The organism is Streptomyces sp. NPDC059009, from assembly GCF_042740175.1.
Lineage (GTDB): Bacteria > Actinomycetota > Actinomycetes > Streptomycetales > Streptomycetaceae > Streptomyces.
The window spans coordinates 45,138-68,651 of sequence record NZ_JBHYJB010000053.1 but is presented as its reverse complement, the minus strand read 5'-3'; the positions used below and the strand labels follow the sequence as shown (position 1 = coordinate 68,651).

The 23,514-nt window shown below is 69.9% G+C and carries 21 protein-coding genes and 1 riboswitch; of the genes, 14 read left to right on the top strand and 7 right to left on the bottom strand.

The features are described from left to right. The 4 genes from ACFWYM_RS38915 to gcvT all read right to left on the bottom strand — a co-directional run. The coding region (locus tag ACFWYM_RS38915; RefSeq protein WP_384848326.1) for an L-serine ammonia-lyase at positions 1-851 on the bottom strand (851 nt) is incomplete at its 3' end. Between the two features lie 190 nt (positions 852-1,041). Beyond that, positions 1,042-2,301, bottom strand: a complete 1,260-nt coding sequence (gene glyA / locus ACFWYM_RS38910) for a serine hydroxymethyltransferase (protein ID WP_384848317.1) — start codon at positions 2,299-2,301, stop codon at positions 1,042-1,044. A 28-nt stretch (positions 2,302-2,329) separates the two neighbouring features. After that, positions 2,330-2,707, bottom strand: a complete 378-nt coding sequence (gene gcvH / locus ACFWYM_RS38905; protein WP_384848314.1) for a glycine cleavage system protein GcvH — start codon at positions 2,705-2,707, stop codon at positions 2,330-2,332. An 87-nt stretch (positions 2,708-2,794) separates the two neighbouring features. After that, positions 2,795-3,928: a glycine cleavage system aminomethyltransferase GcvT gene (gene gcvT / locus ACFWYM_RS38900; protein WP_384848311.1), complete on the bottom strand. Its 1,134-nt coding sequence runs from the start codon at positions 3,926-3,928 to the stop codon at positions 2,795-2,797. Between the two features lie 154 nt (positions 3,929-4,082). Continuing rightward, positions 4,083-4,213: riboswitch (glycine riboswitch) on the bottom strand. Between the two features lie 146 nt (positions 4,214-4,359). On the opposite strand from gcvT, the gene ACFWYM_RS38895 reads away from it, so the two are divergent. Then, positions 4,360-5,064, top strand: a complete 705-nt coding sequence (locus ACFWYM_RS38895; protein WP_384848309.1) for an AAA family ATPase — start codon at positions 4,360-4,362, stop codon at positions 5,062-5,064. Between the two features lie 146 nt (positions 5,065-5,210). On the opposite strand, the gene ACFWYM_RS38890 is transcribed toward ACFWYM_RS38895, so the two are convergent. After that, positions 5,211-5,816, bottom strand: coding sequence for a hypothetical protein (locus ACFWYM_RS38890; protein ID WP_384848306.1), 606 nt, complete (start codon positions 5,814-5,816; stop codon positions 5,211-5,213). 57 nt (positions 5,817-5,873) lie between these two features. Then, positions 5,874-6,383, bottom strand: coding sequence for a hypothetical protein (locus ACFWYM_RS38885; RefSeq protein WP_384848303.1), 510 nt, complete (start codon positions 6,381-6,383; stop codon positions 5,874-5,876). 181 nt (positions 6,384-6,564) lie between these two features. Between ACFWYM_RS38885 and ACFWYM_RS38880 the strand changes: the two genes are divergently transcribed. The 8 genes from ACFWYM_RS38880 to ACFWYM_RS38845 all read left to right on the top strand — a co-directional run bounded on the left by ACFWYM_RS38880 (position 6,565) and on the right by ACFWYM_RS38845 (position 15,611). Further along, positions 6,565-7,398, top strand: coding sequence for an enhanced serine sensitivity protein SseB (locus ACFWYM_RS38880; protein WP_384848300.1), 834 nt, complete (start codon positions 6,565-6,567; stop codon positions 7,396-7,398). A 165-nt stretch (positions 7,399-7,563) separates the two neighbouring features. Further along, positions 7,564-8,361, top strand: a complete 798-nt coding sequence (locus ACFWYM_RS38875) for an enhanced serine sensitivity protein SseB C-terminal domain-containing protein (RefSeq protein ID WP_384848297.1) — start codon at positions 7,564-7,566, stop codon at positions 8,359-8,361. Between the two features lie 234 nt (positions 8,362-8,595). Continuing rightward, positions 8,596-9,849, top strand: a complete 1,254-nt coding sequence (locus tag ACFWYM_RS38870) for an MFS transporter (protein WP_384848294.1) — start codon at positions 8,596-8,598, stop codon at positions 9,847-9,849. A 19-nt stretch (positions 9,850-9,868) separates the two neighbouring features. Next, complete coding sequence (locus tag ACFWYM_RS38865; protein ID WP_384848291.1) at positions 9,869-11,158, top strand: acetyl-CoA carboxylase biotin carboxylase subunit family protein; 1,290 nt, start codon at positions 9,869-9,871, stop codon at positions 11,156-11,158. Position 11,159: 1 nt separating this feature from the next. After that, positions 11,160-12,380 carry an ATP-grasp domain-containing protein gene (locus ACFWYM_RS38860; protein ID WP_384848288.1) on the top strand — a complete coding sequence of 407 codons (1,221 nt, stop codon included), beginning with the start codon at positions 11,160-11,162 and terminating at the stop codon, positions 12,378-12,380. After that, the gene (locus tag ACFWYM_RS38855; protein ID WP_384848285.1) at positions 12,377-13,852 is read left to right on the top strand and encodes an FAD-dependent oxidoreductase; all 1,476 of its coding nucleotides are present in this window, start codon (positions 12,377-12,379) and stop codon (positions 13,850-13,852) included. The genes ACFWYM_RS38860 and ACFWYM_RS38855 overlap by 4 nt, the downstream gene beginning before the upstream one ends. Positions 13,853-13,855: 3 nt before the next feature. Next, on the top strand, positions 13,856-14,575 hold the full coding sequence (locus tag ACFWYM_RS38850; protein WP_384848282.1) for a DUF6875 domain-containing protein: 720 nt from the start codon (positions 13,856-13,858) through the stop codon (positions 14,573-14,575). Further along, a complete protein-coding gene (locus ACFWYM_RS38845) occupies positions 14,553-15,611 on the top strand; it encodes a methyltransferase (protein WP_384848279.1) in 1,059 nt (352 codons plus the stop codon). The genes ACFWYM_RS38850 and ACFWYM_RS38845 overlap by 23 nt, the downstream gene beginning before the upstream one ends. 70 nt (positions 15,612-15,681) lie before the next feature. Here ACFWYM_RS38845 and ACFWYM_RS38840 read toward each other — a convergent pair whose 3' ends face one another. Then, positions 15,682-16,101, bottom strand: a complete 420-nt coding sequence (locus ACFWYM_RS38840; protein ID WP_384848276.1) for a hypothetical protein — start codon at positions 16,099-16,101, stop codon at positions 15,682-15,684. Positions 16,102-17,153: 1,052 nt separating this feature from the next. On the opposite strand from ACFWYM_RS38840, the gene ACFWYM_RS38835 reads away from it, so the two are divergent. The 5 genes from ACFWYM_RS38835 to ACFWYM_RS38815 all read left to right on the top strand — a co-directional run bounded on the left by ACFWYM_RS38835 (position 17,154) and on the right by ACFWYM_RS38815 (position 23,497). Then, complete coding sequence (locus ACFWYM_RS38835) at positions 17,154-18,164, top strand: ABC transporter permease (protein WP_384848273.1); 1,011 nt, start codon at positions 17,154-17,156, stop codon at positions 18,162-18,164. A 76-nt stretch (positions 18,165-18,240) separates the two neighbouring features. Beyond that, positions 18,241-20,010 (top strand): ABC transporter substrate-binding protein, encoded by a 1,770-nt coding sequence (locus ACFWYM_RS38830; protein WP_384848270.1) that lies wholly within the window; start codon positions 18,241-18,243, stop codon positions 20,008-20,010. Positions 20,011-20,133: 123 nt separating this feature from the next. Then, positions 20,134-21,132 carry an ABC transporter permease gene (locus ACFWYM_RS38825; RefSeq protein ID WP_384848267.1) on the top strand — a complete coding sequence of 333 codons (999 nt, stop codon included), beginning with the start codon at positions 20,134-20,136 and terminating at the stop codon, positions 21,130-21,132. Further along, positions 21,129-22,226 (top strand): ABC transporter ATP-binding protein, encoded by a 1,098-nt coding sequence (locus ACFWYM_RS38820; protein WP_384848264.1) that lies wholly within the window; start codon positions 21,129-21,131, stop codon positions 22,224-22,226. Before ACFWYM_RS38825 ends, ACFWYM_RS38820 begins: the two co-directional genes overlap by 4 nt. A gap of 32 nt (positions 22,227-22,258) precedes the next feature. Next, complete coding sequence (locus tag ACFWYM_RS38815; protein ID WP_384848261.1) at positions 22,259-23,497, top strand: ABC transporter ATP-binding protein; 1,239 nt, start codon at positions 22,259-22,261, stop codon at positions 23,495-23,497. Positions 23,498-23,514: the final 17 nt, after the last annotated feature.

Here is a 23,514-nt window from a genome sequence, read left to right as displayed (position 1 = left end):
ACGACGCGGCCGCCTGCGGCGTTCTCCTCGTTGACGGCCATGGCGTAGAGGGTGATCCATTCCATGGCGCGGGCCTGGGGGTCGCCCTCGGCGCGCAGCTGGCGGGCGGAGGTGGCGGCGCGGCGGCGGACCTTGAGGCCGCCGGGCAGGATGCCCTCACGTGACATGCCGCGGCTGACGCACGCCTGCATGACGCGCCAGATGTCCAGCAGGCCGGAGCGGATCTCGTCCTCGGTGCGCCATGCCTTCTCGTTCTCCAGCATCAGCGAGGAGATGGACAGGCCGGTCTCGCGGGCGCGGGTCAGCAGCTCGGCGCCGGTGCGGAAGGGGTACTTGAGGACCGTGTCGTCGGGGACGATCGGGTTCTCGCCCGCGATGGCGTCCTCGTCGACGACGAAGCCGCCGCCCACCGAGTAGTAGGTCTTCTCCAGCAGAAGCGTTCCGGCAGCGTCGTGGGCGGCGACGGTCATGCCGTTGGCGTGGTACGGCAGCGCCTTGCGGCGGTGCAGGACCAGGTCCTCGTCGAAGTCGAAGGCGATGTCGTGGGCGCCGAGGACGTTCAGGCGGCCGCTGCGCATGATCTCCTCGACGCGGTCGTCGGCCTTCTCCACGTCCACCGTGCGGGGCGACTCGCCCTCCAGGCCGAGCAGGACCGCCTTCGGGGTGCCGTGGCCGTGGCCGGTGGCGCCGAGGGAGCCGTAGAGCTCGGCGCGGACGGTGGCGGTGCGCTGGAGCAGGTCCTCGTTCTTGAGGCGGCGGGCGAAGAGGGCGGCGGCGCGCATCGGGCCGACCGTGTGGGAGCTGGACGGGCCGATGCCGATCGAGAACAGGTCGAAGACCGAGATGGCCACGGGGAACTCCAAGGGTGGTTGGTAGACGCCGTTGTCTGCCGGGGTCGTGCAGAGGTGACGCTCAGGCGGTGCATGGGGTGCATGGGGTGCATGGGCAGGGGCACCGCGCACGCTGGTCTCTCTGATTCCAGTGTGCGCGGTGCCCCGAAGGTTCGTACGTACGCAAGGGTACGTAATCCTTGCGGAACCCTTACAGGCCGGGGTAGAGCGGGTGCTTCTCGGCCAGAGCGGTCACCCGGGCGCGGAGCGCGGCCGCGTCGTAGGACGGCTTGAGGGTCTCGGCGATCACGTCGGCGACCTCGCGGAAGTCCTCGGCGGTGAAGCCGCGGGTGGCGAGGGCCGGGGTGCCGATGCGCAGGCCGGAGGTGACCATCGGCGGGCGCGGGTCGTTCGGGATCGCGTTCCGGTTGACCGTGATGCCGACCTCGTGGAGGCGGTCCTCGGCCTGCTGGCCGTCGAGCTCGCTGTTGCGCAGGTCGACGAGGACCAGGTGCACGTCGGTGCCGCCCGACAGGACGTCGACGCCGACGGCCTTGGCGTCGTCCTGGACCAGGCGCTCGGCCAGGATGCGGGCGCCGTCCAGGGTGCGCTGCTGGCGCTCCTTGAACTCCTCCGAGGCGGCGACCTTGAAGGAGACGGCCTTGGCGGCGATCACGTGCTCCAGGGGGCCGCCCTGGAAGCCGGGGAAGACCGCGGAGTTCAGCTTCTTCGCGAACTCCTTGTCGCGGGCCAGGATGACGCCGCCGCGCGGGCCGCCGAGGGTCTTGTGCGTGGTGGAGGTGACCACGTCCGCGTAGGGCACCGGGTTCGGGTGCAGCCCGGCGGCGACGAGACCGGCGAAGTGCGCCATGTCGACCCACAGCTTCGCGCCGACCTCGTCGGCGATCCGGCGGAACTCGGCGAAGTCCAGCTGGCGCGGGTAGGCGGACCAGCCCGCGATGATCACCTTGGGGCTGTTCTCCTTGGCGAGGCGCTCGACCTCGGCCATGTCGACCCGGCCGGCCTCGTCCACGTGGTACGCGACCACGTTGAACTGCTTGCCGGAGAAGTTCAGGCGCATCCCGTGGGTGAGGTGCCCGCCGTGCGCCAGGTCCAGGCCGAGGATCGTGTCGCCGGGCTGGGCGATCGCGAAGAGGGCGGCCTGGTTGGCGGAGGCGCCGGAGTGCGGCTGGACGTTGGCGTACTCGGCGCCGAACAGGTCCTTGATCCGGTCGATCGCGATCTGCTCGGTGACGTCGACGTGCTCACAGCCGCCGTAGTAGCGGCGGCCGGGGTAGCCCTCGGCGTACTTGTTGGTGAGGACCGTGCCCTGGGCCTCCATGACCGCGACCGGAGCGAAGTTCTCCGAGGCGATCATCTCCAGGGTGGACTGCTGGCGGTGGAGCTCGGCGTCGACGGCGGCGGCGACGTCCGGGTCCAGCTCGTGGAGGGGGGTGTTCAGAAGCGACATGCCTATACGTCCTTAGGAGGCAGGAGACTCAGGAGCCGGAGAACTCGGTGTACTCGTCCGCGGAGAGCAGGTCCTTCGGCTCCTCCGCGATCCGCACCTTGAAGAGCCAACCGCCCTCGAAGGGCGCGGAGTTCACCAGCGACGGGTCGTCCACGACGTCCTGGTTGGCCGCGACGACCTCGCCGGACACCGGGGAGTACAGGTCGCTGACGGACTTCGTCGACTCGAGCTCGCCGCAGGTCTCACCCGCGGTGACGGTGTCGCCGACCGCCGGGAGCTGGGCGAAGACGACGTCACCGAGCGCGTTGGCCGCGTGCTCCGTGATGCCGACCGTCGCGACGCCGTCCTCGGCGGGCGACAGCCACTCGTGTTCCTTGCTGTAGCGCAGCTGCTGGGGGTTGCTCATGTCCTGAATTCTCCTGTACGCGGGCGTGTGCTGGTGAACAAGGGAAAGCTGGGAGACGTGGGCGCCGTCACGTGCGGCGCCCCACGGTCACTTCTGGCGCTTGTAGAACGGCAGCGCCACGACTTCGTACGGCTCGTGGGTGCCGCGGATGTCGACGCCGACTCCGGTGGTGCCGGGCTCGGCGTGCGCGGCGTCCACGTACGCCATGGCGATCGGCTTGCCCAGGGTGGGGGACGGGGCGCCGGAGGTGACCTCGCCGATGACCTGGCCGCCGGCGACGACGGGCATGCCCGCGCGCGGGACGCGGCGGCCCTCGGCGATCAGGCCGACGAGCTTGCGCGGGGGAGCGGACTCGGCGCGCTCGGCGGCGGCGCTGAGCGCGGCGCGGCCCACGAAGGTGTCGGACTGCGAGGTCTTCTCGAACTTCACGACGCGGCCGAGACCGGCGTCGAAGGGGGTGAGCGCGGTGGTGAGCTCGTGCCCGTACAGCGGCATGCCCGCCTCCAGGCGCAGCGTGTCGCGGCAGGAGAGGCCGCAGGGCACGAGGCCCTTGGCCGCGCCCGCGTCGGTGAGCGCCTGCCAGAGCTTCTCGGCGTCGCCGGGGGCGACGAACAGCTCGAAGCCGTCCTCGCCGGTGTAGCCGGTGCGGGCGATCAGGGCGGGGACGCCGGCGACGGTGCCGGGCAGGCCCGCGTAGTACTTGAGGCCGTCCAGGTCGGCGTCGGTAACGGAGGCGAGGATGCCGGGGGACTCGGGGCCCTGGACGGCGAGCAGCGCGTAGGCGTCGCGGTCGTCGCGGACCGTGGCGTCGAACTGCGCGACGCGCTCGGTGAGGACGTCCAGGACGGTCTGGGCGTTGCCCGCGTTGGCGACGACCATGTACTCGGGGGCCTCGGCCTCGCCCAGGCGGTAGACGATCAGGTCGTCGAGGATGCCGCCGTTCTCGTCGACGATCATCGTGTAGCGGGCGCGGCCGACGCCGATGGAGCCGATGTTGCCGACCAGGGCGAAGTTCAGGAAGTCCACGGCCTGGGGGCCGGAGACGGTGATCTCGCCCATGTGGGACAGGTCGAAGAGTCCGGCCCTGGTGCGCACGGCGTTGTGCTCGTCGCGCTCGCTGGCGTACCGCAGCGGCATGTCCCAGCCCGCGAAGTCGGTCATGGTCGCGCCGAGCGAACGATGCAGGGCATCGAGGGCGGTGTGGCGTACGGCGTTGCTCATGAGTGAAGGCTCCCAGGGCATGCATGACGGCGAGGTTGGTTTCCTCCCCATCTGTCATGGAACCTGAGAGGTTCGCCTCGGTCCGGGGCTACCGGAACGTCGGCTTGCACCTTGGGTGGGGCGGCCCAGGGGGCGGCCCGCTTTTCAGATGTGCCTCGCCCACGCGGTACGGGGCCTGAGAGATTCAAGGGAGGAACTTGCTCCTTCGGCGCCCCGGATCCGTATCACCTACCGACGAAGCGGTAGTGCGGTACAGGGGTCCGGGAACTCTCCCGCGCGGATTCAAGCGGCCGGTATGGAGTTGGCGCGCACATCATTGCATGCGGGGGCGCACCCCGGGGAGCTGCGGTCGAACAGCGGAGCCCTTGTGCGGCATTACCTTCTCTTTACACTCGATGGGGAAGGGCGGGAGACCAGTGACGTGTGACCGCATGGGGAGGCCGATCACGGTGCGCAAGGCGAGTGTCTACGCGACGACGACGGGGGCCCTGCTGCCCGGGCAGGCGGGTGCCCCGGCCCACGAGCGCCGTGCGCCGGACGCCGCGGCGCCGCCGCTGCCCCGGCCGGTGGTCCGCGACCTCCGGGCCCGCGCGGGCCGCAGCCCGCACCGACTCGCCTTCGCCCAGGGCGACTTGGTGGTGGTGTCGGGTCTTCCGGGCAGCGGCAAGTCCACGCTGATGCGGCGCGCGGCCGCGGGCGGGCGCATCGACTCCCAGGACACCCGCGACCGCTGGGCGCACCGGATGCCGCGGCTGCTCCCGTACGCGCTCTACCGCCCCCTCGTCCGCCTCGCCCACTACGCGGGCCTGCGGCGGGCGCTGCGCTCCGGCGAGAGCGTCGTGGTGCACGACTGCGGTACGCAGGCGTGGGTGCGGCGCTGGCTGGCGCGCGAGGCCGCGCGGCGCGGGACCGTGCTGCACCTGCTCCTCCTGGACGTCGCGCCGACCACGGCCCTGGAGGGCCAGCGGGAGCGGGGCCGCGGCGTCTCGCGGTACGCCTTCGCGCGGCACCGCAGGATGGTGGGGCGGTTGGTGGCGGCGACCGAGAAGGGGGAGCTGCCGCGGGGGTGCGGGTCCGCGGTGCTCTTGGACCGGGCGGCGGCGCAGGTCCTGGGCGGGATCTCCTTCGTGCGCTGAGTGCCCGCACGGTGGGGCGCCCTCTCGGGGGTCCGCCCCTCGCCCCCGTATCGCCGCTTCGCGGCTCGTCCTCACACGCCGGACGGGCCGAAGGGGGCCCGCGCCGTCCCCCGGCGCGGGCCCCCTTCACGGACGGGAGGACTCCGTCAGAACGGCAGACCCGGGATCTTCGGGATCCCCGGCACGGCGGGCGGCGTCGCGGGCGGCGTCGTCGTGGCCGGAGTCTCCGGCATGCCCGGGATCTTCGGCAGGCCCGGGATCTCCGGCAGCTTCGGCAGGTCCTTGGTGAGCTTGCCGAGGCCGACCTGGATCAGCAGGTCCACCGCGAGCTGCGGGACCGCGTTGAGGGCGACGACGAGGCCGAGGAGGTCCGCCTTGGCCGCCGCCTTGACCAGGACGTCGACCTGCGCCTTCAGCTTGGCCTGCGCCGCCTTGACCGGGTCGTCGTCCTTCTCGGGCGTCGGCTCCGGGTCGGCGGCGCGCACGGCACCGGTCGCGGCGAGCACCCGGTCCAGGGCGGCGTCGACGGCGGCGCGGTCGGCCGGGCTGACCGAGTCGTCGGCGGCGCGGTCGGCGAGCCGGTCGATCGCGTCGTACAGCGCGTCGAAGCCCTGCTCGACGCGGAGCGCCCGCTGGTCGTCGACGGAGGCGGTGGCCGCGCTCGCGGGGGCGGCGAGGGCGAGGGAGCCCGCGGCGCCGGCGAAGAGGGACAGGGAGACGGCGAGCGCGGTGGCGGACTTGCTGAGTCGCATGGGGAGGGTCCTTCCGTGGGGGTGGGGTGTTCGGTGTTTCTGTGGGTGGGGTGGGGACTACTGCGCCGGCGGGGTGGTGGCCGGAAGTTCGGGCGCTGGGGGCAGCGAGTCGATGAAGTTGCCGAGGCCGACGGCGAACAGCAGGTCGTTCGCCGCCTTCGGCACGGTCTGCAGGGCGAGGAAGACGTTGAACCAGTCGCCGTCCGAGGCCGCGTCGATGAGGCCCTGGACCTCCTTCTTCAAGGTCTTGCGGGCCTCGCCGGGCCAGGTGCCGGGCTCCACGCCGGGCGGGGTCGGCTCGCCGAGCACCGTGTCCAGCTCGGCGCTGACCTTCTCCAGGGCGTCCGGGTTGATCCAGCCGCCGAACGAGGTGTCGAGCAGGTACTGACAGGCTTCGAGGAGCGACTCCAGGTCCTGCACGGTCCGGGGCACGGCCGGGCGGGCGGTGTCGGTGGAGCTCCTGGCAGGGGCCGCACCCACCGCACCGGCCGGGGCGGCCGCCCCGAGGATCAGGGCGCCGCAGAGGGACGCGCTGACGACGAGCGAGGCGGTCCTGAGCGGAGTCATGGGGGGACCTTTCGGCGGTGGGGGCGGGATGGGGTTGTACGGCCACCCTCGAAGCGGTCCCTACAGTCCGCAACCAGACGGATGCGGAGCGTGTCCATTTGGGTGCACGCGGCCCCCGCCGCGGCGACCGGCGTTAGGGTTCGAGCCGCAGGCAGAGCGGTACGCGAGCAGGGGTTGAGCGATGGACATTCCGGCGCAGGCACACGCCCATCCATATGGCGGATGGCCGGGCAACGAACTCGAAGAGGTGCTCGCGGCGTCGCTCGGCGGCGCGGCACCGTCGGCGGGCGCCCGCATCGTCGAGGTCCTCGGGCGCAGCCACATCTGGATCCCGCTGCCCAGGGGCGGCGGCCCCGACAGCGCGACGCTCGACCTGCCGACGCTGGAGATCGACGGCCAGGCGTACGTCCCGGTCTTCTCGTCCGAGGAGCAGTTCCAGCAGGTCACCGGCGGGCGCATGGGGTGCACGGTGGCGCCCGCGGTGGAGTTCGCGCGCGGACTGCCCCCGCAGCTCGGCATCGCCGTGAACCCGGAGGGCACCGTGGGCGTCCCGCTGCCCCCGCCCGCCGTCGCCGAGCTGTGCCGGGCCGGGCGCACCGAGCTCGACGGGCCCGCGAGCGGCGGCCGGGTGCAGCTGTACGAGCCGGACTGGCAGCACGACCCGGTGGACTTCCTGTCCGCCGCGGCCCGCGAGTTCGAGGCGGCCGGCGTGGTGCGCACCGCGCGCCGCTGTCTGGCCCGTATCGAGGACGGCGACCCCACCCTGTTCATCGGCGTCGAGCTGTCCACCTGGGACGGCGACGCCCGCGAGCGGCCCATGGCGGCGCTCGGCCGCGCCCTGGCCCAGGCCCCGGTCGGCTGGCCGGTGAACCTCGTCCTCCTCGACGTGGCGCAGGACCCGGTGGGGGACTGGCTGCGGGAGCGGGTGCGGCCCTTCCATCAGGCGGCCGCCGGCCACCCGCACCAAGTGGCCTCCGAACAGCCCGCGTTCCAGCCGCCGGGCCATACCGAGTGAGCAACGGCGCCGCCGAGGATGCCGTACGCCAAGTCGGTGTCAGGATCGCCGCTTAAGCTGGTTTCATGACCCGGTCGGCGCGCGGCCGTACACAGCGCGCTGTCGTGCCACCGTCGCGAGAGATGTGCCGGGTTCGTCGGAAGAGTCATGAAGGGGCGGTTACGGGTGAGTGCGTCGGGCACGGCTGCGGCCGGTCAGGTCGAGCACATGCTGCGCCAGGTGACGCCGGGGCGTTATGACGCGTACGAGGCACTGCTGCGCGCCCTCGCCGCCGACCAGGTGTGGATGCTGCTCTGGCACGGCCAGGCCGGTTCCCCCGACGCCCAGTACGGCAACATGGAGGTCGAGGGCCTCGGCTACGCCCCCTGTGTGACCTCCGCCCAGGAGCTCTCCGCCAGCGGCTGGAACAGGAGTTACGAGGTGGTGAGCGGCCTCGACGTCGCCCGCACCCTCTTCCCCGACCACTACGGCCTGTGGCTCAACCCGCACGCGCCCGGCGGTGGCGTCGGCATCCCCTGGCTCGACCTGCGCCGCATCGCGACGGGCCTGGACCTGGTGCCCGCGGGCCCGCTGCGGCTGACCGAGCCGAGCATCGAAATCCCCCAGTTCTGGGCCCTGTTGGCGCAGACCGCACACCGCACGCCTGCCGTGCGCTCGCTGCGCCGCGCCTGGGTGCAGCCCTCGCTCGGCGCCCCGTACCTGGCGATCGGGCTCGATGTGTACGACACGTCGCCGGCGTCGGTCGACGCGGTGCGGGCCATGATGCAGCAGTCGATCGCCGCGGTCCCGGACGGTCTGCCCGTCTCGACGGTCGCGATGTCGGACGGGTACGACCCGGTGGCGATGTGGCTGCGCGCCAACGCCCGGCCGTTCTACGACCGGGAGGCCCAGGCGGCCCCCGCGCCCGCCCCCGCGGGCTACGGCTATCCGCCGCCGCACGGCGCCGCGCCGCGTTCCTACTGAGACGGCCGGGGCGCAATTCATCGGCTGGTAATTACTGCTCGCATTCGGTGACGGCCGTGTGACGGTCGCGTGACGTGCGGCCCTTTACATTCTCCGGTGATTTAGCAACTCAACGTCCGGGCAAGGTAATTACTCTTTCTACGGTGTGATGTGCATCACATTGACAGTCTGGATTCCGGCCGGGAATGCTTCTTGCGAAAAGTCGCACTGCCACCTTGACCGGGGGATATCAAGGTGCACTTCCGCGCCCTTCATCCAGCCCTTCGTCTCAGAATCGCCGTGGGATTTGTCGAGCGATTTCTGAACACGATCATCACGCCGCTCATGGCCATTTACCTGGCCGCCGAGGTCGGCGCCGCACTGGCCGGTCTGCTCATTCTGGTGGCCGTGGGGATCTCGGTCCTCGCGAGCCTCCTGGGCGGACCGGTCGCGGATGCCTTCGGGCGCCGCAGGCCGCTCGTCGCGGGGACGGGCGGAGTGGCGCTCTCCTTCGGCGGAATGGCGCTCTTCAGTTCGCCATGGATCCATTCGGCGGCCGGCGTCTATCTCTGCTATGTGCTCAATACCTCGCTGGGCAGCTTCGCGTTGCCCGCGAACGAGGCGATGATCGTCGACACGACGTCGTCCGAGGAGCGCAAGGGCGTCTACACACTGCAGTACTGGTCGGTCAATGTGGCCCTCGCCGCCGGCGCCGTCGTCGGCGGGTTCCTCTACGCCGACTTCTTCGCCGCCATGCTTGCCGCCGCCGCGGCCATCGCCGGCGCCGCCGCCCTGGTCAGCCTGCGGCTGCTGACCGAGACGGCGCCGCCACGCCCCGCGGGGGAGCCGCCGCCGGTGCCCCGCGAGGTGCTGCGGCCGCGCCGGCTCGTCGCCGGGTACGCCCAGGTGCTGCGCGACTCCCTGTTCGTGCGCCTGGTCCTGGGCATGACGCTGTGGCTCGGCATCGAACTGCAGATGACCGGCTATGTCGCCGTGCGGCTGGCCGAGGAGCTGCGGCCCCAGGACTTCTGGGGGCTGCACCTCGACGGCTACCGGCTGCTCGGCATTCTCCGCGCGGAGAACACCATCCTCATCGTCGTACTCGCCTTCTTCTCGGAACGGCTGCTGCGCGAACTGCCGGACTCCAGACGGGCTTACTGGGGAATCGCGCTCTTCGGGACGGGAATGGCGGCGCTCGGAGTCAGTAATTCCGTCGTGCTGCTCATCCTCTCCGTGGCGGCCCTGACGGTCGGTGAGCTGATGCATATTCCCGTCATGCAGGCGATGCTCGCCGATCTGGTGCCGGAGCAGGCCCGCACGACCTATCTCGCCGTGTTCAAGATGAGCATTCAGGGCGGACTCATCATCGCGTCCGTCGGCCTGAGCGCCAGTGCGCTCCTTCCGCCCTGGGGAATGGCCGCGTCGTTCGCCGTGATGGCGGCGCTCATCGTCGTGTGCTACCGGCCCGTGATCGCGCGGCATCTCCAACTGGCCGCTGCCGAAGCCTGATTCAGGAAAGAGAACCCGCATGCCCGCAGTTCCCCTGCACAACGTGCACATCCTTGTCTTCAACCGATGGCGTGACAAATACGCGGACTACCTCACCTATGTCGACCACACCGCCTGCGCCGTCACCTATGTCACCACCGAGATCGGCCGCTCGGCCGTCCCGGCGGAGGCCGCCCACGTCCTGGTCGTCGACGACCCCACCGACTACGCCGCGGTCCGCGCGGCACTCGACCCCGTCGTCACCCGCTTCGGATTACCCGAGGCCGTCGTCGCGCTCCAGGAGAGCGACCTCGCCGTCGCGGCCCGGCTGCGCGCCGACTTCGGCTCGCGCGGACGGCTCCCCGAGGAGCTGCACCACTTCCTCGACAAGGAGGCGATGCTCGCGGCCGCCCGCCGCACCGGCGTCGCCACCCCCGCCTCCCACCTCGCCACCTCGCCCGGCGAAGTGGAGAAGTTCGCCTCCGAGTACGGCTGGCCGGTCGTCGCCAAGCGGCTGCAGGGCCGGGCTAGCACCGGCATCCGGCGCCTCGAAGGACCCGATGACTGCGCCGCCGACCGGCTGGCCATCGACGCCACGCAGCCCGTCCTCGTCCAGGAGTATCTGGACCACCGGGTGTACCACGTCGACGGCATCTACACCGGCCAGGACCTCGGGCCCTGGCGCCTGTCCACGTACGAGAACGTGCCGGGCGCCGCGACCACCGGGCCCCTCGCCTTCATGATGGGGGAGCCCGTCGGCTCCGTGGAGGTCGACGACCCGGCGGTCAACGCCGTGGTGGAGGACTTCCTGCGCACCGTCGTGCCCGGCATGTCCACCAAGCCCTGGGTCTTCCACCTGGAGCTGTTCCTCGCCGAGCGCGACGGCCGGCCCACGTGTGTGTTCCTGGAGGTCGGCTGCCGTCCCGGCGGCGGGGACATCCCCTTCGTCTGGCGCGAGGTGCACGGAGTCGACCTGATGGAGCTGGAGTTCCACCTCCAGTGCGACGTCCTGCCGCGCCTGCGCCCGTTCCCTGCGGACGAGCCCGTCGGCGGCTGCCTCCTCGTCCCGCTCACCGGGCCCCGGCCCTGCCGCATCGTCAGCGCCCCCTCGATGACGGGCGCCGAAGGGCCGTACGCCGAGGTCCTGCCCGAGCCCGGTGCCGTGGTGCCGGACCTGCGCGGGACGTACGAGTTCATCGGCGGCCGGTTCCGCTACCGGGGCCGGACCACAGCCGAGGTAACCCGGCAGGTCCTCGACACGGCGGCCCGCTACCGCGTGCACTGCGCTCCCGTCGAGGACGCCGACTCCATGACGGCAGAGGTGAGTTGAGATGGCAGAGACACGTGTAGCGGTGATCGGCGGCCAGGCCGACATCCTGCGGGCCGCGGCCTCGTACGGCCTCGACACGGTCCTGTTCCACGCCCCGGGCAAGGCGGGACCGGAGTCGGTGAAGCTGTGCGAACGGGTCGTCGACGTCGACCTCCTGGACGAGGAGGCCATCGCCGCCGAGGTCCGCGAGGCCCACGCCGAGCGGCCCTTCCGGCGCGTCCTCACCCTCACCGAGCCCGGCCTCGTCCCGGCCGCCCGGCTCAACGCGGAGCTCGGCCTCGGCGGCAACAGCCCGCGCACCGCCGTCCTGCTCAAGGACAAGTCCGCGATGCGCGGCCTCCTCGACTCCGTCGGTCTGTCCCCGGTGCGCCACCGCATGGTGCGCGGGGCGGCCCAACTCGCGGCCTTCGTCGCGGGGTTGGGCGGACCCGCCATCGTCAAGCCGCCGGACCACGGCGGCAGCGCCGACGTCCACCGCGTCGAGGGCCCGGCGGACGCCGCCCGCGTCTGGCGGGAGGTCGAGCGCGGCGGGCGCGGCCGGATGCTGGCGGAGGAGTATCTGGAGGGACCCGAGGTCAGCCTGGAGGCGTTCTCGTACGAGGGGCGGCACACCGTCGTCGCGATCACCGACAAGCTGCTCGGGCCGCGCTTCATCGAGTTCGGCCAGGCCGTGCCCGCCGCGCTCACCCCTCAACTCGCCGCTGAGTGCACCGAGTTGACGGAGCGTCTGCTGGATTCCGTGGGCCTGACCGAGGGCCCCACGCACACCGAGCTCAAGCTCACCCCGGCGGGCCCCCGGATCCTGGAGTCCCACAACCGCACGGGCGGCGACAGCATCCCCGAACTGGTGCGGCTCACCTATGGAGTCGACCTGATCCGGCTCGCCGTCGGGGTGCCCCTCGGCCTGACCGCGTGGGACCACACGGCGCCGCCCCCGGTGGGCGGAGCGGCCGTCCGGTTCATCGCGGCCGAGCCGGGGACGGTCACCGCCGTCGAGGTCCCGCGCACTCTGCGGGACGGCGTGAGCCTGGACCTGAAGGCCGAGCCGGGCCTGGTCGTGCCGCCCCTGACCTGGTCGGTCGACCGGGTCTGCGGCGAGGTCGTCGCCACGGGGCGCAGCGCGGCCGAGGCGGTCGGGCGGTGCGAACTGACGCTGCAGGACATACGGGTCGTGACGGCGCCTGCGGGTACCGGTGCGCACCGGGTCGAGGGGGAGCGATGACCGGCACCGCGGACAGCGCAAACACCGCAGAAACTGCGGGCACCGCAAGCACTGCGGACAGCACAAGCACTGCGGACACCGCAGACACTGCGGCAACGCCCCGGTTCACCGTCGTCGGCGCCGGGCTCGCCGGCTCGCTCATGGCCCTCTACCTGGGGCGGCGCGGCTACCGCGTCACCGTGTACGAGCGCCGGGCCGACCTGCGCTCGCAGCCCGACGACGGGCAGGGCCGCTCCATCAACCTGGGGCTGTCCGCGCGCGGCATCAGGGCCCTCGGCCAGGTCGGCCTGCTGGAGCGGCTGTGGCCGCTGACCGTGCCGATGCGCGGCCGGGTCATCCACCGGCCGGGCGCCGCACCGGCGTTCCAGGCGTACGGGACCGAGGAGAGCCAGATCCTCCACTCGGTCCTGCGGAGCGACCTCAACCGCCTCCTCATCGACGCCGCCGAGGCCCTGCCGAACGTCCGCTTCGTCTTCCGCACCCGGCTCAGCGGGCTCGACAAGGACCAGGCACGCGCGTACGTCACCGACGAGGCCACCGGCGAGGAACGCGCCGTCGCGGCCGACGCCGTCATCGGCGCCGACGGGGTGTACTCGGCCGTCCGCCGCCACCTCCACAGCGGTGAACGCGCCGATGTGCACCAGGAGTTCATGGACTGGGGCTACAAGGAGCTGACCATCCCGGCCGCTCCCGATGGCTCCGCGCAGGTCCGGATCGAGGCGCTGCACATCTGGCCGGGCGGCGCGGGCCTCATCGTCGCGCACCCCAACCGCGACAACTCCCTGACCGGCACGCTCTTCCTGCCCTTCGAGGGCGAGGAGAGCTTCGCCACCCTGACCACCCCGGAGGCCGTCCTCGGCTTCTTCCGCGCCCGCTTCCCCGACGCGGAGGAGCTCATCCCCGACCTGCTCAAGGAGTTCGACGCCAACCCGGTCGGCACGCTGGTCTGCGTCCGTACCCGGCCCTGGCACCACCGGGGCCGCGCCGTCCTCATCGGCGACGCCGCGCACGCCGTCTACCCCTTCTACGGGCAGGGCATGAACTCCTCCTTCGAGGACTGCCTGGAACTCGACGCGTGCATCGGCCGCCACCCGGATCAACTAGAGGCGGCCTTCCGGGAGTTCGAGCAGATGCGCAAGCGCCACACGGACGTCCTCAACGAACTCTCCAAGCAGAACTTCGTGGAGCTCCGCGACCGCCTCGCCTCCCCGCTCCATGTCGCCCTGAAAAAGGCCGACTTGGCGCTCAGCAAGGTCTTCCCGACCGCATGGCAGCCGCTCTACACGATGGTCTCGCACACCACGATGCCGTACGGGGACGCCCTGGAGCGGGCCCGGCGGCAGGACACCGTGCTGAAGGTGCTCGCCGCCGCGACGGCAGCCGGCACCGCTCTCGCCCTCCGCCACCTCGTACGCAAGGCCGTACGCACTCCGAGCTCCGCTCCGAGCCCCACTTCGAAGGACATGAGGTAATCCGTGCTGATCGACTGGTCCTATCCCGAACGGCTGCTCCTCGAACTCGCCGACCTCCCGCGCGACCCGCTGCCCGAGGCGGTGCGGGGCCACGAGGACGCCTTCCGCACGGTCGCGCGCTGGGCGAGCGAGTACCTCACCAACCCGCACCCGGAGCTCGGCCGCCGCGGCCCCGTCTGCCCCTTCGCCCAGGGCTCCATGGACCGCGGCACCTTCTACCTCGGCCTGTACCGGGGCGTGCCCGACGACCTCGGGGTGGTGGCGTCGACCCTCACGTACTACCGGGACTGGTTCCTGGAGATGGGGCCCGCCGGACTCTCGGCGGCCCAGTTCCGGACCATCCTGGTGCTCTTCCCCGACGTGCCGCCCGCCGACCTGACCCGCTTCATCGACGCCAGCCAGGAGGCCCTGAAGATCGACTACGTCTCGCACGGGCTGATGATCGGGGAGTTCCACGACGCCCCGCCCCAGAAGGCCGGTCTCTGGAACGACGACTTCCGGCCGCTGCACAGCCCCGTGCCGCTGCTCGCCATCCGCTACATGGTCCCGACCGACCTGCCGTTCCTGGCGCACGACCGCGACTACATGGAGGCGTATCTGGAGCGCTTCCCGTACGACGACATCCCCACGCGGCTGCGCACGAAGGTCGACGAGGCGGCGGCCGCGCACGGCCTGACCCCCCTGAGCGAGAGGAGGACCTGTGCCGCTCGTACCGGACCCTGAGGAACTGCGCCGCTATACGGACACCAACGAGGCCCCGGCCGCCTACCTGGACTTCATCGGGGCGGTCTCCTTCCGGGCCGCGGGCGCCGCCTTCCGGCTCGGCGTCTTCGAGGAGCTGCACGCGGGCCCGCTCGGCGCGACGGAGCTCGCGGCGCGCACGGCCACCGACGAGCGCGGGCTCACGGTGCTCCTGGACGCGCTGGTCAGCTTCGGCTACCTGACACGCCACGAGGGCGGCTACGCGAACACGGCGGCGACCGACACCTGGCTGCGCCGCGACGCCCCCGACGACTACGCGAGCGCCTTCTCGTTCTGGCAGGCGGTGATCGGCGACCTCTGGACGGACCTGGAGGAATCGGTGCGCAAGGGGCGCCGGGCCGTCGACTTCTACTCCTGGATCGAGCAACGCCCGGACACGCTGCGCCAGTTCCAGACGATGCTCACCGGTCTGGCCGACTCCCTGAAGGACGACGTGGTCGACCTGGTCCCGGTCCCGGCGGACGCCACCCGCCTCCTCGACATCGGAGGCGGCCACGCCCGCTACGCCCTGGCGTTCTGCCGCCGCCACCCGCGGCTGCACGCGACGCTGGTGGACCTGCCGGGCGCCCTGGCGATCGGTGCGGAGGCGATCGCCAGGGCGCGCCTGCAAGGCCGCTTCACGCTCCGCGAAGGGGACTGGCTGAGCGCCGACTTCGGTACCGGACACGATGTGGCGCTGCTCTTCAACGTCCTGCACGGCAACGGCGCCGAGGAGAGCAGGGCCCTGCTGCGCGCCACCGCGTCGGCGGTCGCCCCCGGCGGGACGGTGGCCCTCCTGGAACCCCTCCCCGACGTCGACCGGGCGGCGGGCCGCCTCGGCGAGGCCCACGTCCGGCTCTTCAGCCTCAACCTGTTCCATACGCAGGGAGGCCGCACCTATGGCTTCGAGGAGTACGCGGAGTGGCTCGCGGAGGCCGGGTTCGTCCGGCCCCGGCGGCAGGTGCTGGCGTCGGCGCCGACGGAGTGCGTGATCGTGGCGACGAGGGCGGGGCCGTGAGGGGCCACGGCCCGGGTCTTCTCCTGGAAAGACCGGGGCCTCTCCTGGAAAGAGAGGCCCCGGCGGTGTGTCACGGGCTGCAGTGCCTGCGCGAGACGCAGGTGCGGAAGTCCACGGGGTCCACGATGGCGCCCATGGTTCCGTAGTTCTTCAGGACGCGCGTGTGGCACGCCTCGTCCGAGATGTACCGCTTGATCGAGAACTTTTGGTAGCGCGCCTTCGGCTGAATGGCGCCATAGCTCTTCTTGGGGATCGTCAGCGTGGCCGTGACGGTGTAACCGGTCGTGGTCTTCTTGGTCACGTTGTAGTCGGTCTTGGCCTCGATCTTGCCGATGCCCCAGCTCACGGACGCGGAGCCACCGAACGTCCAGCTCGTCGAGCGGGAGGTGCTGAGCTTCTTCGCGTACTTGAGTTTGTCCTTGTAGCGCTGCGTCTGCATGCCCACCTTGGGGCCGACGCCCTTGTGGTAGGCGTGACCGACCTTCTTCACCTTGAAGAAGGTGTACTCGTTGCAGCGCGCGCTGGCGTCAGGCGCGGCCCCCGGGACCGTGATGAGACAGCCCGTGAGTATGGCTGCCGCTGCAGCACCCGAAAAAATCGTCTGCTTCCGAATGGCGTGCAAGATTCCCCGTTTCCCCATGTTTTGTTTTGTTGGCGTTTCGTTCTGCTGGCACTTCCGCTTTCGGGGAGGAACTTACTGATGCGTCCTGTGGGTGGCAACGGATTACTTGAAAGACGTGCATCTATTCTCAGAAGAACCTCAAGTTCGCGCCCAGTGACCGCAGTTGACCTGGCATTACTTGCGAATGTGGCGTGCGCCACAGTGCCTTTTCGCACTGCTTCGCCATTCATTTCGGGCATGCCGCTGCGCCCGCTCACGAAAAATGTGAGCGGGCGCAGCGCCCCCGTACGGCCCCCGTACGTGAATTGCCGAATTGTCGGACCGGCATTTCGGTGCGGCGGGAGTGAAGTTAGCGATCCGGGGTGGCCGCAGCAAGCGAACTGCGGAATCGCATTCCGAATAGCTCAGGGGAACCTCAAGTGCGGACACCCAGGAACGCGAACCTCCGCTTGTGGCGCCCCGGTTGGGCGGTTTTGCGGAGTGGATGAATGGGGCGGCATGGTGCGAACGGGGCGAGGCGGCCCTCATGTGTGACCTGTGTCACATGTGGCGCGTGGTGATCTCAACGGGCGGCCGAAAATGGACAGTTGGCCGTCCGTGCCCTCAACTCACCTTCCATGCGCCAAACTTGAGATGGCACATGCGCGGGACCGATGCGCTTGCCCCAATAGGCCCCTGAAATGGGCGTTTTGGCTGGGGGTCGCGCAGTCCGGCTGGCCGTCCTCGATGTTCGGATACCGGAAGGGTCCAGGCCACATCACGGTTGCGTCACCTTTCTCCGTGAGGTCTGGCCCACACTCACGGCGCCGATGAAGACTCCCGCACCAGGGGTCTTCGCCCCTGTGTACGACGGACTAACGACGCCGCTACAGCGGCAAGTGCGGGCCGGTCACCGCCGGTTGAGAGGGGTCCTTGCCACGATGACGGCACCAATCCACGACACGCCCGCGGCTGCGGATCCGACCGCGACCGCGGATCTCGCTGTGCCCGCGGGCGCGAAGGCCGTCGAAGGCCGCTCGCTCGGCCGTATCGCCTGGAGTCGGCTCAAGAAGGACAAGCTGGCCCTGTCCGGTGGCATCGTTGTCGTCTTCCTGATCCTCGTCGCGGTCTTCGCGCCGTTCATCGTGGATCTGCTCGGCCACCCGCCGAACCAGTACCACGACAGCGAGAAGTACATCGACCCGCTGACCTCGGCCCCGGTCGGGGCGCGCGGCGGCATGAGCTCGGACTTCCTCTTCGGTCTGGAGCCGGGCACCGGCCGCGACGTGTTCAGCCGCGTCGTCTACGGGGCGCGGATCTCGCTCCTCGTCGGCTTCCTCGCCGCCGTGGTCGCCGTCGTCATCGGCACCGTCCTCGGCGTCATCGCCGGCTTCTTCGGCGGCTGGATCGACGCCGTCATCAGCCGCGTGATGGACATGCTGCTCTCCTTCCCGCAGCTGCTCTTCACCATCGCCCTGATCTCCGTGGTCCCCACCAAGATGTTCGGGATCACCGGTACGGGTGTGCGCATGATGGTCCTGATCACCGTCATCGGCTTCTTCGGCTGGCCCTATGTCGGCCGCATCGTCAGAGGCCAGACGCTGTCCCTGCGCGAGCGTGAGTACGTCGAGGCGGCGCGCAGCCTCGGCGCCGGGCGCACGTACATCCTGTTCAAGGAACTGCTGCCCAACCTCATCGCCCCGATCACCGTCTACATGACGCTGATGATCCCGACGAACATCCTCACCGAGGCCGCGCTGAGCTTCCTCGGAGCGGGCGTCAAACCGCCCACCGCGTCGTGGGGCCAGATGCTGTCGAAGGCCGTGCAGACCTACGAGCTCGACCCGATGTACATGATCATCCCGGGTTGCGCCATCTTCATCACGGTCCTGGCCTTCAACCTGTTCGGCGACGGCGTGCGCGACGCCCTTGATCCCAAGGGCTCCCGCTGACCCCGGACCCACCCCCCAGTACCCCGGTCCGGCGCACCGCACGGACCGTGACTCTCATGACGGAGGAAGCGAGATCGTGACAACCCTAGGCTCATCGAGGCGAAAGACGGCCGTCGCGTCGGCCATCGCCGTCGCGGCTCTGCTCTCCACCGCGGCGTGTGGCGGTGGCGGCAAGGACGACAAGGGCGACGGCCCCGGCTTCAACGCGGGCAACAGCAAGGTCGCCAACGCGTCCACCAAAAAGGGCGGCACGCTGAAGTTCATCGGCACCCAGGAAGCCGACTCCTGGGACCCGCAGCGCGGCTACTACGGCTTCATGTGGGACTTCGCGCGCTACTACACGCGCCAGCTCATCACCTACAAGCCGGCCCCGGGCAAGGAGAGCGAGACGCTCGTCCCCGACCTGGCGACGGGTCTGGCCAAGGTCTCCGCCGACCGCAAGACGTACACGTACACGCTCAAGGACGGCATCAAGTGGCAGGATGGCAAGCCCATCACGTCCAAGGACATCAAGTACGGCATTGAGCGCATCTGGGCGGACAAGGTCATCTCCGGTGGCCCGGTCTACCTGCAGCAGGTGCTCGACCCGGACAAGAAGTACCCCGGCCCGTACGAGGACAAGTCCAAGGACAAGCTCGGTCTGAAGCAGATCGAGACGCCCAACGACAAGACCATCGTCTTCAAGCTCCCGAAGCCGAACGTCGACTTCGAGCAGATGCTGGCGATGCCCTCCGGCACCCCGGTCCGCCAGGACATGGACACCAAGTCCAAGTACGGCCTCAAGCCGTTCTCCAGCGGCCCCTACCAGTTCCAGTCGTACTCGCCCAACAAGAAGATGGAGCTGGTCCGCAACAAGAACTGGGACAAGTCCACCGACACGGCCCGCGCGGCCCTGCCGGACAAGATCACGGTCGACTTCATCACCAACTCCGACGAGATGGACAACCGTCTCCTCAACGGTGACTACGACGTCGACATCAACGGCACCGGCCTCGGCGCCGCGGGCCGTGCCAAGGCGATCAGGGACCACCGCGGCAACGTCGACAACCCGGACACGGGCTACATCCGTTACGCGGCCTTCCCGCAGACGGTCAAGCCGTTCGACAACATCCACTGCCGCAAGGCCGTGATCTACGGTGCCGACCACAAGTCGCTGCAGAACGCGCGCGGCGGCCCGCAGGCCGGCGGTGACATCGGCACCAACATGCTGCCGAAGAACATCGGCGGCGCGGACCCGAAGTACGACCCGTACGGCCAGGCCGCCAACGGCGGCAAGCCGAACATCGCCAAGGCCAAGGAAGAGCTGAAGGCCTGCGGCAAGCCGAGCGGTTTCAAGACCACCATCGCGGTCCGCAACAACAAGGCCGTCGAGGTCGACACCGCGCAGTCCCTGCAGGCGTCGCTGAAGAAGATCGGCATCGACGCCGACATCGACCAGTACGACGGTTCGCAGACGGCCGGCATCATCGGCAACCCGAAGGTCGTCAAGGACAAGGGCTACGGCATCATCATCATGGGCTGGGGCCCGGACTTCTCGTCCGGCCAGGGCTACATGCAGCCGCTGGTGCACTCGAAGTACATCCTGTCGAGCGGTAACAACAACTACTCGATGCTCAAGGACAAGTCGATCGACGCGCTCTTCGAGAAGGCGGCCAGCCAGGCCAAGACGCCCGAAGAGGCTTCGAAGTACTACACGGAGATCAACAAGAAGGTCTCCGAGCACGCGGTCTACCTGCCGTTCGTCTTCGAGAAGAACCTCAAGTACCGCAGCACGCGGCTGACGAACGCCTACACGACCACCAACAACAACGGTTTCTACGACTACGCCTCCCTGGGCGTGAAGTGACCGTCCGACCGCTCCGCCGGCGCACCCGCCGCTAGGCACGAAGGGCAGGTGAGGGCCGTCGTGTGACGGGTCGGAGGCACCGTAATCCGGTGCCTCCGACCCGGCCACACCGGGCCAAGAGCAGTGCTCGCTTACATCATCAGGCGGTTGTTCGCCGTCGTCGTGATGCTTGTGATCGTCATCTTCGTGACGTTCGGCATCTTCTTCCTGATTCCCAAATGGTCCGGTGTGGACGTCGCGGCCATGTACGTCGGCAAGCAGTCCGACGCCCGCGGCCTGGAGGCAGTCCGCGAGAAACTCCAGCTCGACGACCCGCTCCTCGTGCAGGTCTGGGAGTTCGTCAAGGGCATCTTCGTCGGCCGCACCTACAGCAGCGGTGGCGACACCGTCCACTGCTCCGCGCCGTGCTTCGGCTACTCGTTCAAGAACGAGCAGGCCATCTGGCCGGTCCTCAAGGACCGCCTCCCGGTCACCATGGCCCTCGCGATCGGCGCCGCCATCCTGTGGCTGATCTTCGGTCTGGCCGCCGGTGTGCTCTCCGCCCTCAAGCGCGGCACGCTGTGGGACCGCACCGCGATGACCATCGCCCTCGCCGGCGTCTCGCTCCCCATCTACTTCACCGGCCTGCTGTCGCTCGCGATCTTCAGTTACAGCCTCGGCTGGGTCGACGGCGAGTACGTGGCCTTCGCGGACTCACCGAGCGGCTGGTTCAGCGGACTGATCCTGCCCTGGATCACCCTCGCCTTCCTCTACGCGGCGATGTACGCCCGGCTCACCCGGGCGACCATGCTGGAGGTCATGGGCGAGGACTACATCCGCACCGCCCGCGCCAAGGGCCTCAGCGAACCCGTCGTCATCGGCAAGCACGCCATGCGCTCCACGATGACGCCGATCCTCACCCTGCTCGGCATGGACCTCGGCGCCCTCATCGGCGGCGCGATCCTGACCGAGACCACGTACAGCCTTCCCGGCCTCGGCCAGGCCGTGCTCCGCGCGATCAACGAGCGCGACCTGCCGCTGATCCTCGGGGTCACCCTGATCACCTCGGGCGCGGTCATCATCGCGAACCTCGTCGTGGACATCCTGTACGCCGTGATCGACCCCCGAGTGAGGCTCGCATGACAGAGCTCAACAAGACCGGTGCAGCGGTCGGCGAGCCCACCGCGGACTCGCCGAGCCCCACCGCCTTCCTCGAAGTACGCGACCTCAAGGTGCACTTCCCGACCGACGACGGCCTGGTCAAGTCCGTCGACGGGCTGAGCTTCCAGCTGGAGAAGGGCCAGACCCTCGGCATCGTGGGCGAGTCCGGCTCCGGCAAGTCGGTCACCTCGCTCGGCATCATGGGCCTGCACACCACCGGCCAGTACGGCAAGCGCAAGGCGCAGCTCTCCGGCGAGATCTGGCTGGACGGCGAGGAGTTGCTCACCGCCGACCCCGACCGGGTGCGCAAGCTGCGCGGCCGGGACATGGCGATGATCTTCCAGGACCCGCTGTCCTCCCTGCACCCGTACTTCACGATCGGCAAGCAGATCGTGGAGGCGTACCGGGTCCACCACGACGTGGACAAGAAGGTGGCGCGCAAGCGGGCCATCGAGATGCTCGACCGGGTCGGAATTCCCCAGCCGGACAAGCGAGTCGACTCGTACCCGCACGAGTTCTCCGGCGGTATGCGGCAGCGCGCGATGATCGCCATGTCGCTGGTGAACAACCCGGAGCTGCTCATCGCCGACGAGCCGACCACCGCCCTGGACGTCACCGTGCAGGCGCAGATCCTGGACCTGATCCGGGACCTGCAGAAGGAGTTCGGCTCGGCCGTCATCATCATCACCCACGACCTGGGCGTGGTCGCCGAGCTCGCCGACCAGATCCTGGTGATGTACGGCGGCCGCTGCGTCGAGCGCGGGCCCGCCGAGAAGGTCTTCTACGAGCCCCGACACCCTTACACCTGGGGCCTGTTGGGCTCGATGCCGCGCCTGGACAAGGAGCAGACCGAGCGCCTCATCCCGGTCAAGGGCTCCCCGCCCTCGCTCATCAACATCCCGTCCGGCTGCGCCTTCAACCCGCGCTGCCCGTACGCGGACGTCCCCAAGGACAACGTCACCCGCACCGTCCGCCCCGACCTCTCCGAGGTCGGCACCGGGCACTGGGCCGCCTGCCACATGACGCAGGAGCAGCGGGAGCGTATCTGGACCGAAGAGATTGCGCCCAAGCTGTGAGCGACGACAGGAAAGTTCCCGAGGAGGCGGCCGTGAACATCCCCGCCCAGAGCCCGGCCGGGAGCGGCGGGGCGACGCTCACCAAGGACGCCGCCCCCGGCGAGACCCTGCTCAAGGTGACCGGCCTGCAGAAGCACTTCCCGATCCGGAAGGGTCTGCTGCAGCGCCAGGTCGGCGCCGTGAAGGCCGTCGACGGCATCGACTTCGACGTGAAGTCCGGCGAGACCCTCGGCGTCGTGGGCGAGTCGGGCTGCGGCAAGTCGACGATGGGCCGCCTCATCACGCGGCTGCTCGAACCGACGGCGGGCACGGTCGAGTTCGAGGGCAAGGACATCACGCACCTCGGTGTCAGCGGCATGCGCCCGATGCGCCGCGACGTGCAGATGATCTTCCAGGACCCGTACTCGTCGCTGAACCCGCGCCACACCATCGGCACGATCGTCAGCGCGCCCTTCAAGCTCCAGGGCGTCACGCCCGAGGGCGGGATCAAGAAGGAGGTCCAGCGCCTCCTGGAGGTGGTCGGCCTCAACCCCGAGCACTACAACCGCTATCCGCACGAGTTCTCCGGCGGTCAGCGTCAACGCATCGGCATCGCGCGGGCGTTGGCGCTCAACCCGAAGATGGTCGTGGCGGACGAGCCGGTCTCCGCGCTCGACGTCTCCATCCAGGCGCAGGTCGTCAACCTCCTGGACGACCTCCAGTCGGAGCTCGGCCTGACGTACGTGATCATCGCGCACGACCTCTCGGTGGTGCGGCACGTCTCGGACCGGATCGCGGTGATGTACCTCGGCAAGATCGTGGAGATCGCCGACCGCACGTCCCTGTACAAGGCGCCGATGCACCCGTACACCAAGGCGCTCCTGTCCGCGGTGCCGATCCCGGACCCGCGCCGGCGCGGGGCGAAGAGCGAGCGGATCCTCCTCAAGGGCGACGTCCCCTCGCCGATCGCGCCGCCCTCGGGCTGCCGCTTCCACACCCGGTGCTGGAAGGCGACGCAGATCTGCACGACGAAGGAGCCCCCGCTCGTCGCGCTCAAGCCCGGCCAGCAGGTGGCCTGCCACCACCCGGAGAACTTCGCGGACCAGGCGCCCGAGGACACGGAGCTGCTGACGGTCGCGCGGGAGGCGATCGACGTGGTGACGGTGGGCGGGGAGGGCGGCGGCGACGGCGCTCCCTCCGCTCCGGCCGCGCCCGCGGACCCCTCGGGGGGCGCGGAGGGTTCGGACTCTCCCGAGGTCTCGAAGGGCAAGAGCGAGGACGGCAAGGAGTAGGTCCCCCGGTCACAGGG